The sequence below is a fragment of the Ferrimonas senticii DSM 18821 genome, from assembly GCF_000422665.1.
Lineage (GTDB): Bacteria > Pseudomonadota > Gammaproteobacteria > Enterobacterales > Shewanellaceae > Ferrimonas > Ferrimonas senticii.
In genome coordinates, this window is the sequence record NZ_AUGM01000023.1 from 1 (window position 1) to 15,326 (window position 15,326).

Sequence of the window (15,326 nt, forward strand, 5' to 3'; positions counted from 1 at the left end):
CACACCAAGTTCACTTCTGAAGTGTACGTACTGTCCAAAGAAGAAGGTGGTCGTCACACCCCATTCTTCAAAGGCTACCGTCCACAGTTCTACTTCCGTACCACCGACATCACCGGCACCATCGAACTGCCAGAAGGTGTTGAAATGGTAATGCCAGGTGACAACATCCAGATGGAAGTTACCCTGATCGCTCCAATCGCGATGGAAGAAGGTCTGCGCTTCGCAATCCGTGAAGGCGGCCGTACTGTAGGTGCTGGTGTTGTAGCGACCATCGTTGAGTAATCAACGGTAGTTCTATAACTGCACTAAAAAAGGCGTCCCTCGGGGCGCCTTTTTGCGTTTTTACGCCAATCCTATTGGCACCAGAGTCGGTTCTCTACCACGGTTATACCAACTTGGTATTTTTAATCATTCACATGATGTGGTGGTAACGTGGATCGCAACGCTCAATCGCTTAACACGCTGCGTGGCTTAGCCTGCCTGCTGTTGGTGTCATTTCATATCATCGGCTCAACACCGGCATTGGGGCTTAAAATAGACGCAGGGCTGTTGCGTGAAGTTAATGATCTTTTGGCGTATCTGCGGATGCCATTGTTCACTTTCCTTTCTGGGGTGGTCTATTGCTACCGCCCAGTTACCAACCTGCCGTTGCGATTTATTCGTGGCAAGGCCCGGCGTTTGCTATTGCCGCTATTGACGGTAGGTACCGGCTTTGCGCTGTTGCAGATGCTGATCCCGGCAACCAATAGCGGGGATTACCTGTGGTGGCAGATCCATATCTATCCGGTGGCGCATTTTTGGTTTATCCAATCGTTGTTTTGGGTATTTCTGCTAATCGTATTGATAGAACGCTGGGGCTGGCTTAATCGGCTCAGTACTTTTATCGGTTGTTGGCTGGCCGCTGCCGCATTATTCCTGTCACCGCTGGAAATGCCGGTGTTGTCGATCTCTGGTGCTATCTACCTGCTGCCATTTTTCTTAATGGGGGTGATGGCACAACGCTTTATCTCTCAGCACCCGCCGTCATTAAGTTTGGCGCGACTGGGATTGCCGTTGGCGTTGTTAGCCTTGCTGCTGATTGTGGTCGGTGCATTACCGCTGCAGCCGCAACGGTCCCTGCTGGGACTGTTGATTGGTGTAGTCGCTTGTGTTGGCTTGTGGGCGTGGCGCCCACAATGGTCAGGGTTGGCGCTAATTGGTCACTACTCTTACAGCATCTACTTGTTTCACGTATTTTTTACTGCTGCCACTCGAATGGGTTTGATGAAGCTGGGGATCACGGAGGTGGTGCTGTTGCTGCCGCTGTCATTGCTGACTGGGATTGTCGGTCCGCTGTTGCTAGAGCGGATCATCGTCAAGATGCCGCTATTACCGACCCTGCTGCTGGGCAAACGCTGGCCACAATCGGCACTGCAACCGCGTTCGGCGGTGCTGTAAGGTGCTATCTCGCTGATAACAGCGCCGCCTCAACTTGAGGCGGCGTTTGCTTTAGGGCGTTGCCCAGTTATCGCTTTTCCCACTTCAGCTGCGTTGCCCAGCCAAAGTAGGCGCGTGACCAATCGGGCTCACCGAAGTTGTGCAGAATAAAGCGGTTCATCTGCACAATGCGATCGTCGTACTTGGCCAGATCCGCCCAGTCATAGGTGAGGGCGATCTGATCCATCTCTGATGAGATGCCATCACCATTGACGTCGTACGATGCGATCCCTGGTGCGACGAACACCTTATCGGTGAAAGTGGTGACCATGCATTGGATCACGGCATCACTGACGTAGCCCTCTTGGTTGGCCGCTAATAAAAAGCCGACATCCATATGACCGTGGCTGGTGTCCTCAACTTTGTTGTTGCCGTTGACATCGTAGGCGTAGTTCCAACTGCAACTGCCGTCGCTGTTGAAGACCAAGTTGTCGTTAAAGAAGCCGACGATCTCATGCACTTTTTGCTTCAATGCAGGTTCGCCACCTTGACGCCATTTATTGACGTAGATCATCGCCACCGCCATGGTGAAATTATGGTTAAACGGCAGCGGATTGGAGTACAAGCCACTGTTGCCATAGCGGTCGTTTTGGTCGTTAACGTAAAAATAGGCGCCTTGGATGGCGGCATTCTTGTCGTTACTGAACGAGGTGTTGTGGTTGTTGATGACCGTTTCTGCCAACTGAAGATAGTGGTCGGCTTTGGCCATGTAGGCCTGTTTGTTGTTGGCTTTGATGTGATCAACTAACCGCATAATTGGGTTAAGGATCTGGCCATCAGACAGCACCGCTAGGCGATAGCCGCTATATGGGCGACGCCATCCGTCGCCAACTAAGTCACGGTTATTTAGGTACGCCTTAGGGGCGCTGGAATAGGGCTGACGGTGGATATTTAACTCGCCACGGGCGGCGCGGTTGCTGTCGGTGTAGTGGATCATGTGATCGACTAACTCAACGGCATAGTCTAGGTACTTATCATCCCCATAGGTTTCAGCCATGGTGATGTAGGCACGCAGCCAATAGTGGCCGTGCCACGCGTATTGATCCCAATCATTACCGATGGTGCCGTCCAACATTGGCCGACCATGACGAGCATAATGAGCAAAGTGTTGATCCCAATCGGCTTGGCTGCGGATCAGCGGGTCGGGAGCGCGGACGCTGTGGCTGACTTGCTGCCAGTCGCTGTTGGCCACGTTATACAGACGATTTTGACCGCTGGGTGCTTGGCTGTTTTCGACAATCTGCATCCGACTGTTAAAGCTGTACGCCCGCACTCGAGCATCGCTGGAGTAATCGATTAGCGCCAATCCTTGCAAGCTGCCATGACTGTAATCGCTGCCGTGGCGCATGGCGCTGTCGTAGCGTTGGTTCGCGATCGCCTGGTGTTCAATGGTGACGCTGGTTTTGCCATCGCTTACGGTGGCTTGATCGCCATCGATCAGGATATCGACATAACCGGTTGTTGCGAAATCAAAGCGGTTGTCTAACCGTACCGGTTGACCATTGAAGCGTGCCACGAAGTCATCCTTGGTGACGGCTAGATAGCCGGTGCCGCCGCTGGCTACATAAGTCAGTTGTTCATTCAGATCCTGCAACCAGGCAACCACCCGATGCTCGCCCTGCGGCTGCCAATCGGCGAAGTCAAAGTAGGCATTGCTGCCGTTAAAGCGAATCTGACGTTCGTTAGCGCCCAGCAGCGGTTTGCCGGGCTGTGGATCGGGCTCCGGGGTCGGATCCGGTTGAGGTTCAGGATCTGGCGTCGGCTCAGGATTTGGGGTTGGATCCGGTTCCGGTATCACCGGCATCTTGCCGCCGTAAGTGGCGTCCCACTTATCCTGAGTAAAGTGTTCAGGGGCAGGGTTGGTCACTACGGCTTGTTGTGGCTGAAAATCGTCGCCGCCAATGTTATGCAGTTGACCGTCATTGCCGTTGACGTCGACCATGCCGCGCTCCGGATTAAAGGCGTAGGAGCGGGAATTGCTTGGGGTATTGAGATCCAACAGCGTTAACGACTGCAAGGCACCTGCAGAATAGGCTCCGCCACGGCGGAATACCCAGTCATAACTAAGCGCGGTTGGATCGATGCCGCTGTTGTTGGTGCTGGCGCGAGTTTGGCCATCGCTGACGGTCAACTTACCGGGTTCGACGGTGTATTCAACGTATTTAGTTTGGTTGAAGCGGAACTTGCCGTAGATCCCAGGGTATTGGCGGCCCCATTGTCCTTTGGCCGTCGTGTGGCTGAAGGACAGATAGTTAGAGTTGGATGAATCGCTTAACAAGAAGGTTAAGGCGCTGGCATCGGCATTGATCTCGGCTAGATGAGCAATCACCTTGAAGCTGCCGGTTGGGCGCCACTGAGGGATACTGCCGTAGCTGTTATTGCCATTAAAACTGGCGCTGTATTGCGGCGTTGGTTCCGGCTCTGGGTCTGGATCAGGATCTGGGGTTGGATTCGGCTCAGGCGCGGGGTCTGGAGCCGGCGTCTGCTGATCACCGTAGACCGCTTGCCAATCGGCATCGGCAAAATGGTTGGGGGCCGGGTTTTGCAACTGGTGTTGTCCTGGCAGCCAATCGCTCTCGCCAATGTGATGCAATTGGCCGTGGTGGCCGTTTACTTCCACCATGCCGCGCTCAGGATCGAAGGCGTAAGAGCGGGAATTAGTTGGGTTAAGGTGATCGATCAGCGTCAGCGATTGCAGCGCGCTGTCGAAGTAGCCGTTGCCACGGCGAAATACCCAATCATAGCCCACCCGAGTTGGATCAATGGCCGCCGAGTTAACACTGGCTTCAACCTTGCCATCGCTGGCGGTAAGGCTGCCGTGATCAATGGTGAGCTTCAAGTATTTGGTCTGATCAAAGGCGAAGCGATTCCAGATCCCAGGGAAGCTTGAGCCCCACTTGCCTTGCACATTGCGATGGCTGAATGACAGGTATTCAGTGGTGTTCGAGCTGGTGAGCAACATATTTAATAGGCTGCTATCGCGGGCCGCCTCATTCAGATGGGCGATTATCGTGAATTTGCCGCTTGGAACCCAAGAGGGCATTGAGCCATAGCTGTTGTGTCCGTCAAAGCGGACGGCTTGCGGTTGGGTGCTTGGCAGAGGCGGATCGGGCGTTGGATCGGGTTCTGGTGTGGGCGGCGATGGCGTGTCATCCGGATAAAAGGCCGCGAGCCAAGCACGGTTGTCGAAATGATCGGGATCGGGGTTGGTGATGGTGTGCTGGGCGCTTTGCCAATGAAGGTGGTCAACATTGACCAAGCGCTGTTGTAGTGCTTCTTTGCCGACTTCAACCATGCCCCGCTGTTGATCAAAGGCGAACGCGCGCGAGTTGTCTGGGGTGGTGAGATCCATCAAGGCGAGGCCTTCGATGGTGCCACTAGAGAAACCGCCACCGCGGCGGAACAGCCAATCAAAGCGGCTGTCCGTTGGCTCGATACTGGCGTTATTGATTTGAGCCCGAGTTTCACCATCAGAAGCGACCATCTTGCCGTCGTGGATCTCAATCTCAAGGTACTTGGTTTTGGCGAAATTAAACTTACCCCAAATGCCGGGGTAGCTGCGGCCAAACTGCAGTTGCACCGAGTTATGGGTAACCATTAGGTACTCGGAGTTAGCACTATTGCTGAGCAGCATGGTCTTGTAGCCCGGATCGGGGTTGAGATCGCCAAGCCAGACGATCACTTTGTAGTTGCCCTTAGGTTGCCATGCTTGGATCTGGGCGTAGCTGTCTGTGCCATTAAAGGTGATTGCGTCCGCGGCATAGGAGTTGGGTGTCAGTACGGTGAGCGACAACGTCGCCACGGCGAGAGTTACAGGTCGTAATGAACAACGACCAATAGTGCGTTGAAGGGTCATAATCTGCCTCAAAACATCGGGCAGTATGCCGCATGCTCGATGTGTTGTAGGCAGCAGGAGGGATGCGTTAAACGCACTGCGGCCAGTTCATCAAAGACATGAGGTAATCCCGCTACCATCGACGCTTGGGGAAGGGTCGGAAGGCCGGAGACTTTGCGTCCCACACTTTCGTGAGGTTTGCCTTTAAACTGCTGTCAAAGTCGAATTGCTTGCAAGGAAAAGCGTAGGGTAATTTTCCCGCACTGTGCCGTAGTGGCAGCAGCAGACTGCCTTAACGGCCAAGCCTCCTCAACATACGATTTGCTTACATTTGGGCTTGTATTTTTTAATCGTGGTGGTTTTTTTAAGACCGACAACGACTTCCATTAATCCGCTGAATTGCGTTTTTTGTGACCAAGATCCAGCGATGGTTTAGCGACATATCTGTTCGACGGCTTGAACAGTTATTGCGCTATGGCAGCGATTGCTGCGACGTTTTTGCGGCGCGAGAGGGCTGGTTGCTGGCGATGATGTCAGCGACCGTTACCAGCGGTAGGCGGATCAGTTGGAACGTCTCATTGTAGTTATCGATATAGGTGGTGCGGGCGAAACGCTGATGTATCTGCTGATGGTGGCGCAGCAACCAGCGGCGCCATGGGTGTTGCTGTGCCAGTAAGGTTAAGATCGCCTGACCGATGCTGTCGCTGTTCTGTGGATCGCAGCCAATTGCCGCCTCAATGTTATCGATGAAGCCATCAATCCCGGTGTGCTTTGAATAGAGGATCGGCAGTCCGCTTAGCAGCGCTTCAACGTAAACCATGCCAAAGGTTTCGTTGCGGCTGGGTAATACCAGCCCAGCGAATTGACCGAGTTGTTGCAGCAGTTGTTGGTTATCGACGGAACCGAGCAGGGTAACGGAATCGGTGAGGTGACGCTGTGCTATCAGTTGTTGGGCGCGATTGCGGTTGTGATCAAAGCCGCCGCCGATGATCGTCAGCGTTAGGTTGGGTTGCTGCTGTTTGGCGTAAGCAAAACCGTCTAACAGTTGCGGCAGTCCCTTCTTTTCGAGGACGTTGAGATCCATCACTGACACCAAGGCGTTGGCTTGAAATTGCAGTTGCGGCTGCCATTGCCGTTCAGCGACAAAGTTCGGCAGCAGTTGCTGCTGTTGGTCAGTAAGAGCAAAGTGCCGATTGAGTATCGGTCGAAACCAGGCGGAGACGTAATAGATCCGGGTCGCACGCTGCAATATCCGCCGATATAGGGGACGATAGTGGGGCTTATAGGTTAAGGTTTTCTGTTCGGCTTCGCCTCGTACCGATAACGCCAGCGGCACCTGCAGCCACTTTGCCAGCCACCAGCCGGCAATCCCTTCAAAGCTAAATTTATGGGCGTGTACCAGCGTCGGCTTAAGCTGCTGTCGGCGTAGATCGCGTCGGATCCGCCATGCCACTATGGTCATACTGATAAATAACCAGATCCCGTAGGGAAGTCCCCAATAGCGCATCGAGGTTACGTTGGGATCGCCTTGATCGTCACCGGGCAAGGCATTGCAGCGCCAGGGGTTGGCACTGCGGCGTAGTGCATAGACGCGATAATTAACCCTCGGGTTGGCTTGGATAAAGTTGCGTACCGCCGTGGTGTTGGTATCGCGGTTACGCGAGGGGTACTCAACCGCCAGATGCAGTACTAATGGTGCCGACGTGGTCATGAGTTATCCCCAATAGCATTGTAGAGAAAGGTTAAATTGCCAATCAGGTAACGCCGCCATAGGCGTTTCGGTTCTTGCAGCAGGCGATACAGCCATTCACAACGCAGCTGTCTTACCCAGTTGGGCGCTCGGGGCACGGTGCCGGCGACAAAATCAAACAGCGCACCGACGCCGATACCCACGGTGGCGCCGCTGGCGGTCAGGTGTTGATCCAGCCATTGTTCCTGTTTCGGGTTGCCCATGGCGACAATCAACAGGTTGGCACCGCTGGCGCGGATCTGTTGGCAGATCGCTTGGTCGTCATCGAAATAGCCGTGGTGATAGCCCACCCATTGATGCTGCGGGAACTGAGTGCGCCAAGTCGCTGCACAGCCGGCCACAACGTCAGCTTTGGCGCCCAATAAAAAGATCTTTAGTGGTTGCTGGCTTTGGCTTAAAAATCGCGGCGTGAAGTCAGTGCCATTTAAGTTTTCTAAAAAACCTTGGCCATACTTCCAGCGACTCGCCAGATCCAAGCCAACGCCATCGTTAAGCACCAACAGTCGATTTAGCAGTTGTTGGTAGTGGCCGTCTTGGCGAGCAAGATTGATGGTATGGGCATTGGCGTAGGCCATCGCCAACGGTTGCTGATTCGCAATTGCTTGGTCAAGCTTGGCAATGATTGCTGCGCCGTCGCTGCCGCTGACATTAACCCCTTGGATGGTTCGTTGCCGGTGCCACAGTTGCTGATAGTGTTGGCTAAACTGCTTGGCGACCGCAGGCCATGCATAGCGCTGCGCGGCGGCGATGGTTTGGGCGCGCCAAGCGGCATGGTGCTGGTGCAATTGTTGATGAAATTCCGCGATCTGCTCGGCGGCCTGTTGCGGCTGGTCAAACTCAATCAAACGGCCTACTTGGGCTTGTTCGATGATTCGAGTAAAGCTTGGGATGGCTGAAGCCAATGGCAGCAGTCCCGCAGCCATTCCTTCAATTAGGGTCATCCCAAAGCCCTCATATTCAGAGGCGCTGACGATATAGCTATGGCGACGCAGTTCGGCTTTGATTTGCGCATCGGTTAAGCCGGTACAGATTGTCAGGCTGTCGCCGAGTGCCAGTTGTTCAGCAAGGCGTTGCAGCTTTACTAAATTATTGTCCCAGTCCTTACCGATGATCGTTAGGGTGGCTTGCGGCAGTTGCTGGCGCAGCTGCGCCAAGGTGTGCAGTAATTTATCTATGCGTTTATTGTTGGAGAAGCGGCCGATAAAGACCATGCTCGGCGCTGGGCTGTGGTTGGCGACATCGGCAAATTTGGCGGTATCAACGCCGTTTTCTATTAAACTTAACCGCTGCCGACAAAGCGGGGCAAAGCGTTCAAAGTCGTTATTGCTGCAGGCATAGATGGCGACGTAGGCCTTTAATGAGGCGCGGGTAACGCTGTTAAAAAATACCCGTTTGGTGGTGCTCGCAAAGGGGGTATGAAAGAAACCGCCATGAGTGGACAGTAGCAGTGGCTTGCGATGCCAAAGCTTGGTTAGGGCCAAAAAATCACAGAAGAAATCGACCCCATGCACATGGATAAGGTCAAACGACTGCAGGTGCTTTAGCACGCTTGGCGCAATCGGGTATTTATAGCTTCCCCAATAGCCGATCCGTCGTACTGGGATGGTTGCTACCGTTGCGGTTGCTGGCAACCGTTGTTGCTGGTCTTGATGGAAGATCCGATTCAGGGTGAGTACTTCGGCGTCAATGCCATGCTGACGCTGCTCTGAGACCAAACATTGGACGAAGTTTTCCAAGCCGCCGATGGCCGGGGCAAACTGGCGGACAATGTGTAATACCTTCATGGTTGGCCTCGACTATTTGTACATTTCAATGGGATTGGCGTTCATTAAATGGCGCAATTTCCCCAATTGGATGTGCATCCCCATCCGATAGCGAAAGCTTAAGTGGCGACCAAATGGCCGCAGTACCACGGCGGTGAGCAGATCGGTCGTGGCGCGGATCAGGGCTTTCAGTCCCATCCAATAGCGTTGGCTTGATGGTTGTGGGCTGATGAAGTTAATGGCGTAGGTTTCGCCCACTCTAGTTGACTGTTTCAGTAGGTAATCGGCATTGAGCCGATGCAGTTCGGCAGTCTCTCGGACAATCGCCTGTTGGCAGGCGATGATCCGCCCACCAGAGCGATGAATGGCACTGAAAAAAGCGCTGTCTTCGCCACCAGTGGTGCCGAGTTTTGGATCGAACGGCGTGCTTGGATGGGGTAAGGCGCTGCGACGCACTAGGGAGTTACCGGTAAGACCAACGGTCAGTTCCGTGCCAGTATCGCGGCAGCGACGCCCTAGTAAGTCGCCGCGGCGGATCCACTCTGGGGTCGCTTGCGGATATAAGGTGACCACTTGGCCAACAACTGCGGCCGCGTGGTATTGCTGGGCGCAGCGGTATAACTGCAGCAGCCAGTCGTCATCGGCTTCTTCGTCATCGTCGATAAAGGCCAGCCAATCACCACTGGCATTGGCGACGCTGACGTTACGGGTTAGGGCGATGTTTTTTTGCGGCTGAATTTGGTAGTGCACTGGTATGGCACAATGCCGCTTAAATTGCTCAACAATGACTTGGCCTGAACCGTTAGGATCGTTATCGGCGATCGATATCTCAAGCGTTACCTGGGGTGGTAAGCGCAGTTGTTGCAGGCTCGCTAAGGTGTCAGCCAATTGCGGTCGTTTGTAGGTACATAAGCAAACGCTAATCGTAGTCATGACAACATCCTTTTGTCGGTCACCAGTCGAGCCGTGCTGATAAACACCAGTAGCTGGATCATCCACATCGCGTGGCTGCCCCGCAGTAAACTGCTCTCGGTGACGTTATGTAATAGGGTGATGATCAGCAGAATCCATAACAGGAAATAAAATTGTGGATGACGCTGGCGGATTTGTCCCGATTGGCGGACGAATTGCAGCACTACCAAGCCATAGAGCACCATTCCCGTCATTCCTAGAATCGCCAACAGGTCCAGGTAGCCGTTATGGCCTTGATTCAACAATTGCAGATAGCTTTGGCCGTAGATCACGTTGGGTGAACGATCACCGATCCCCCAAAAGGAGCCGTAGCCGTGGCCGAGCAACCAACGTTCCTCGATGCGGTCCAGCAGAAACTGCCAAATATAGTCGCGGCCGGTAAAACCCGGATCATTCATAAACTGGGCGAGCAACTGCTTGATGTGCCAGTCGTGCCAACCGAGCGCCAACTGAACCGCGATCAACAGTAACAAGCAGGCCACCAGCAGCAGACTGCCTAGGTTGATGTCGAAAGTGATCGACAGTTTATGGAGGCTATAAACTAATACTGGAGCCAGCAGCATCAACGCGATTGAGGTTTTGGAAACCGACATCAGCAACAGCAATAACCACAGACCGATGTAGAGGCTGTTGAAACGTAGATTGCAGTGCTGGCGATACAAGGTGCGCACCGCAATAGCGAAATAGATCGACAGTAAAGCGACGGCGCCAAGGCTGTTTTTCTGGCCATGGATCCCATAAAAATAGCCTTTGGCGTCGAAGTTACCGGTGAGCACCGTAACGAGGTTTAGCAACAACACTGCCGCCCCGATTCGGTAGAGGATCAGCAGCAATTGTTGTGGTTGGCGTAGGTAGCCGATGCCGGCAAATACCGACGTGATGATAAACAACAGTAAAATCGAGCGGCGAAAGGCGATGCGGCCATCGATAGCCCATAAGGTGCTGAGCAGCGCCAGCACAACTATCAGCACCAGTGGCCATTGGGACTGGACGATGGCACCAAAGCGCCGTGGATCTCGTAGGGCGCAGATGCAGGCGATCGCCATTAGGCTAACCCACAGCAATTGGTTAAAGCGGTTGCTACCGGAGGTGCTGCTGGTAACGGTTGCCAGCTCCATCTCGGCTAATTCGAGCGCCGGTTGCATCTGTGGTTTGAGCAGATCGAAACTCAACGCAAACATGACGGTCAGCAGCAGCACCGCCAACAGATTGTTGAGGGTGTAGTGGCGACAGTCATCACCGATAAACCAATTAAAGGCTCGGGTTAACATTGTTGTGGTTCCACCTTATCGCGAGCAGGCAGCAACAATCGCAACACATACAGCAATACCAAGGTTTCAGCTGCTAGTACGCCAGCAATAACCCATTGCGGTTGATTAACTAGTCCTACCAGCACTAACACCAACAGCGACAGCAGCGCGCCCCAGATGGTCGCCATCGCCAATTCTTGAAAGCGATTTTGCGCCTGTACTGCGGTGCTGTAGCTGCCACGAACATGAAATAGCAGCGTAGCCAGCGCCCATTGGGCAACGACCCACTCGATCCCAGGGTACTTGTCGGCGAAAAATTGTTGTTGTAACCATGGCCAGCTGAGCCACAACGCGCTTGCAAATACCACGTTAAACAGCAAAAAGCCCAAGCCGCCCAGGTGGGTTAAGCGGATAAATTGCGGCCATTGGTGCTGGCCATGCAATTGCGCCAAGGTGGGTTTAGCAACCCGCGTCCACGCTGAGGTGATGACATTTAACGGCCCAAAAAATACCCGCCCAGCTTGCACAAATCCGACGACGGCTGCGCCAAAGAATGCGCCAATAAACAGCACATAGCCGCGATTTTGCAATTCGGTGGTAAGGGCGCCAACCAGTGACCAGCGGGATTGTTGCCAGATGGGTTGGTACTGTTGCCACCAATGGTGCTGACCGCCACTGCGCAGCAATTGCAGTTCGTGCCACAGCATCGGTAGTGAACACAGCAACTGACTGAGCGACATCAGGTAAAGTAGCTCGGTTACGCCAACCGCTGACCAGCCCCAATGCAGACCGATTGCTGTGATGCCGGCGGCGAATAGTCCAATCCCAAGCAGATCTGAGGTCAGGATCGGCAACAGTTTGAACTCGGCCGCCCAACGATTGCGCAGATATTCCCTTAACCAGCGACTGCAGAAGTAGGCCGCGGCTGCCAGCGACAGTGACAGCGACCAACCGAACGGCAATAGCGGCAGGAGCATTAGCAGCAATACCGCCAAGATCAATAACGAACCCAGATGGCCCCAGGCGAGGGTGCGCCGCAGTGGTTCGGGGTTGTCGCTGGCGGGGACCAGTACCGAGTACGGCGTAGTGATCAACGCATTCTGGATGCAGAGGATCATAAAGCTGGCGCTGAATAAGATGCTGTAGAGACCGAAATCCTCGCTACTCCACCATTTAAGCAGAGCCAAATTCAGCGCAAAGTTAAACGCGCTCATCAATCCTTGATCTATCACCGAGATGGTCACATTTCGCCGCAATTTCCCCTCCTTGTGGTCACCGCGAATGCCGCTGAGGCCGATTCAAGTGTAGACCTAAGCAGCAGATCTTCGGCGAGAAATTTGCCCTGCACAAAATCCAATCGACGTCTATGTTTAGGTAACGCACCTCGATGCGAAAAAAGGACACCATGGGGGAAAGATGATGGCGACAACGATGGTACCGGTGGTGCTCGCCGGTGGTAGTGGTTCCCGTTTATGGCCGCTGTCGAGAACCCAGTACCCAAAGCAGTTTTTGCCGCTGTGCAGCGATGGCGATTCCCAGCACAGCATGCTGCAGCAAACGTTATTGCGATTACAGGGCTTGCCAGTGGCACCACCGCTATTGATCTGTAACGAAGACCACCGCTTTATCGCCGCTGAACAGTTGCGCGCCATCGACCAACTTGGGCCAATTTTACTCGAACCGGCTGGGCGCAATACCGCTCCCGCGCTAGCGCTGGCGGCAATGCAGAGCATGCCGCAGCATGATCCATTGCTGTTGGTGCTGGCGGCTGATCATCGCATCGCCGCTCCACAGGCCTTTCGAGAAGCCGTTACCGCAGCGATGCCATTAGCCGAGCAGGGGAAGTTGGTGACCTTTGGGGTGGTGCCGGACCGGCCCCATTGCGGCTACGGCTACATCCGTCAGGGGCAAGCTATAGAGGGAGGCTTTCACGTTGACGCTTTTGTTGAAAAGCCCAATCAGCAGGAGGCGCAGCGGCTGATCGACGCTGGCGACTGCCTGTGGAATAGCGGCATGTTTCTGTTTCGCGCCAGTCGCTATCTGGCGGAATTGAAACGCCATCGGCCAGACATTGCTACCGTTTGCCGGCAAGCGATGGCGAACACCAGCGCTGATCTCGACTTTATTCGAGTCGACCAAGATAGCTTTGCCCAGTGCCCATCGGAATCGATTGATTACGCGGTAATGGAACATACCGACGATGCGGTTGTGGTACCTCTGCAAGCAGGCTGGAGCGACGTAGGAGCGTGGTCGGCATTGTGGGATTGTCACAATAAAGATGCGGCCGGTAACAGCATCAATGCCGATGTCTTACTGCACGAAGTTAGTGACTGCTTGATTCACAGCAAGCACCGGCTGATCGCCGGGCTTGGGGTAAGTGATCTGATCATTGTCGATACCGCCGATGCGCTGCTGGTGGCCAATCGCCATCGCAGCGAGGAGGTGAAACATCTGGTGGAACAACTCAAAGGCCTGCAACGCACCGAGTTGGATAATCATCGCAAAGTGTATCGCCCGTGGGGTAACTATGACTCGATCGATAACGGTGCCCGCTATCAGGTGAAGCGGATCACGGTAAAGCCGGGGGCTCGCTTAAGCGTGCAGATGCATCATCACCGAGCTGAACACTGGGTCGTGGTATCGGGAACCGCCAAGGTGACCAACGGTGAGCACACGTTTTTGGTGACCGAAAATCAATCCACTTACATACCAATTGGCACTGTGCATTCATTAGAGAATCCCGGCATGGTGCCGCTGGAGCTTATCGAGGTTCAGTCTGGCTCCTATCTGGGGGAAGACGACATCATCCGTTTGGAGGATAACTATGGCCGAGCGGAATCATGACTGAAACAGTGCAGCTGCCAAGCTGCTTCAAGGCTTATGACATCCGTGGTCGCCTGGGCGAAGAGCTTAATCCGGAATTGGCGTTTCGTATTGGCCGGGCGATGGCGCAAGTGCTGCAAGCCAAACTGGTGATTGTTGGTGGCGATATTCGCTTAAGCTCGCCCGAGCTAAAGCAGGCGCTAACTGAAGGATTGCTGGCCAGTGGCAGTGATGTAATCGATATCGGTCTGGTGGGTACCGAAGAGATCTACTTTGCGGTCCGCCATCTAAATGCCGACGGTGGCGTAATGGTCACCGCATCGCACAACCCGATAGATTACAACGGCATGAAACTGGTGCGAGAGCAGAGCAAGCCGATTGCGCCGGACAGCGGGTTAACCGAGATTGGCTTACTTGCTCAAGCCGGAACCTTTGCTGCGGCAACGCCAGGTTCGCTGCAGCAGCGTTCGATATTGGCGCCGTACATCGATCACCTTTGCGGTTACTTTGATCGGCATGCACTGCGGCCGATGACATTGCTAGTTAACGCCGGTAATGGCGCGGCAGGGCATGTGATTGATGCGCTGGAGCTGCGATTTAACCAGCAGCGGATCCCAATTCGCTTTATCAAACTGCATCACCAACCGGATGGTAACTTTCCCAACGGTATCCCTAATCCGTTATTGCCCGAGTCGCGTCAGGATACCAGCGCCGCGGTGGTGGCTGCGGGTGCCGATATGGGGATTGCATGGGATGGTGATTTTGACCGCTGTTTCTTGTTTGACCACCAAGGCCAATTTATCGAGGGTTATTACATCGTTGGCCTGCTGGCGGCGGCATTTGCCGCGAAAGAGCCGGGTGCCAAGATCATTCACGATCCGCGGCTGCTTTGGAATACCCAGCAGATCGCTGAACGGCATCAAGCGACCGCGATCCAAAGCCGAACCGGGCACGGTTTTATCAAACAGCAGATGCGACAGCACGATGCCGTTTACGGTGGTGAAATGAGTGCCCATCACTATTTCAGAGAGTTCGGCTATTGCGATAGCGGCATGATCCCATGGTTGTTGGTCTGTGAACTGATCAGCCGTCGCGACACCAGTCTGCAGCAGTTGGTGGCGCAGATGCAGCAAGACTACCCGAGCTCCGGCGAGCTCAACTTCGAAATTGCCGAGCCGCCGTTGGCGCTGGCGGCGATCCGCGATCACTTTCAATCACGAGCGTCACAGGTGGATACCACCGATGGCGTCAGCATGTGCTTTAGTGAGCCCCGTGGCCAGTGGCGCTTTAACTTGCGTGCATCCAATACCGAACCGTTGGTTCGGCTGAATGTTGAAGCGCGATCCGACCTAGCTCTGATGCACGCGGTGACCGCCGAACTGACGCAACGGTTGCAGCCGTTTTTAATTTAGCTGCAGTGACCTGTGGATCAATGCGCCAGACTTGGTTCACACGCT

Annotated in this window: 10 protein-coding genes and 1 riboswitch; of the genes, 4 read left to right on the forward strand and 6 right to left on the reverse strand. The window is 54.2% G+C overall.

Annotated elements, in window-relative coordinates:
- Together G506_RS19605 and G506_RS0112075 are read left to right on the forward strand one after the other, a co-directional pair.
- Positions 1-282: EF-Tu C-terminal domain-related protein (locus G506_RS19605; protein ID WP_035387303.1), on the forward strand; the 282-nt coding region annotated here is incomplete at its 5' end.
- A gap of 150 nt (positions 283-432) precedes the next feature.
- On the forward strand, positions 433-1,437 hold the full coding sequence (locus G506_RS0112075; RefSeq protein WP_028117092.1) for an acyltransferase family protein: 1,005 nt from the start codon (positions 433-435) through the stop codon (positions 1,435-1,437).
- Positions 1,438-1,504: 67 nt separating this feature from the next.
- Here the strand turns inward: G506_RS0112075 and G506_RS21105 are convergent, their stop codons facing one another.
- From G506_RS21105 to G506_RS0112105, 6 genes are all read right to left on the reverse strand, one after another.
- A complete protein-coding gene (locus G506_RS21105; RefSeq protein WP_205619506.1) occupies positions 1,505-5,332 on the reverse strand; it encodes a hypothetical protein in 3,828 nt (1,275 codons plus the stop codon).
- 99 nt (positions 5,333-5,431) lie between these two features.
- Positions 5,432-5,524: riboswitch (cyclic di-GMP riboswitch) on the reverse strand.
- 259 nt (positions 5,525-5,783) lie between these two features.
- Entirely contained in the window at positions 5,784-7,022 is a 1,239-nt protein-coding gene (locus G506_RS0112085; protein WP_028117094.1) for a glycosyltransferase, read from the reverse strand.
- Complete coding sequence (locus G506_RS19610) at positions 7,019-8,845, reverse strand: WecB/TagA/CpsF family glycosyltransferase (RefSeq protein ID WP_051202095.1); 1,827 nt, start codon at positions 8,843-8,845, stop codon at positions 7,019-7,021. Before G506_RS19610 ends, G506_RS0112085 begins: the two co-directional genes overlap by 4 nt.
- 12 nt (positions 8,846-8,857) lie before the next feature.
- On the reverse strand, positions 8,858-9,757 hold the full coding sequence (locus G506_RS19615) for a glycosyltransferase family 2 protein (protein ID WP_051202096.1): 900 nt from the start codon (positions 9,755-9,757) through the stop codon (positions 8,858-8,860).
- On the reverse strand, positions 9,754-11,067 hold the full coding sequence (locus tag G506_RS0112100) for an O-antigen ligase family protein (protein ID WP_028117095.1): 1,314 nt from the start codon (positions 11,065-11,067) through the stop codon (positions 9,754-9,756). The genes G506_RS19615 and G506_RS0112100 overlap by 4 nt, the downstream gene beginning before the upstream one ends.
- Positions 11,061-12,260, reverse strand: a complete 1,200-nt coding sequence (locus G506_RS0112105) for a lipopolysaccharide biosynthesis protein (RefSeq protein WP_028117096.1) — start codon at positions 12,258-12,260, stop codon at positions 11,061-11,063. Before G506_RS0112105 ends, G506_RS0112100 begins: the two co-directional genes overlap by 7 nt.
- 202 nt (positions 12,261-12,462) lie before the next feature.
- Between G506_RS0112105 and G506_RS0112110 the strand changes: the two genes are divergently transcribed.
- Positions 12,463-13,890, forward strand: coding sequence for a mannose-1-phosphate guanylyltransferase/mannose-6-phosphate isomerase (locus tag G506_RS0112110; RefSeq protein ID WP_240473425.1), 1,428 nt, complete (start codon positions 12,463-12,465; stop codon positions 13,888-13,890).
- The gene (locus G506_RS0112115) at positions 13,887-15,281 is read left to right on the forward strand and encodes a phosphohexomutase domain-containing protein (RefSeq protein ID WP_035387305.1); all 1,395 of its coding nucleotides are present in this window, start codon (positions 13,887-13,889) and stop codon (positions 15,279-15,281) included. Before G506_RS0112110 ends, G506_RS0112115 begins: the two co-directional genes overlap by 4 nt.
- Positions 15,282-15,326 lie beyond the last annotated feature (45 nt).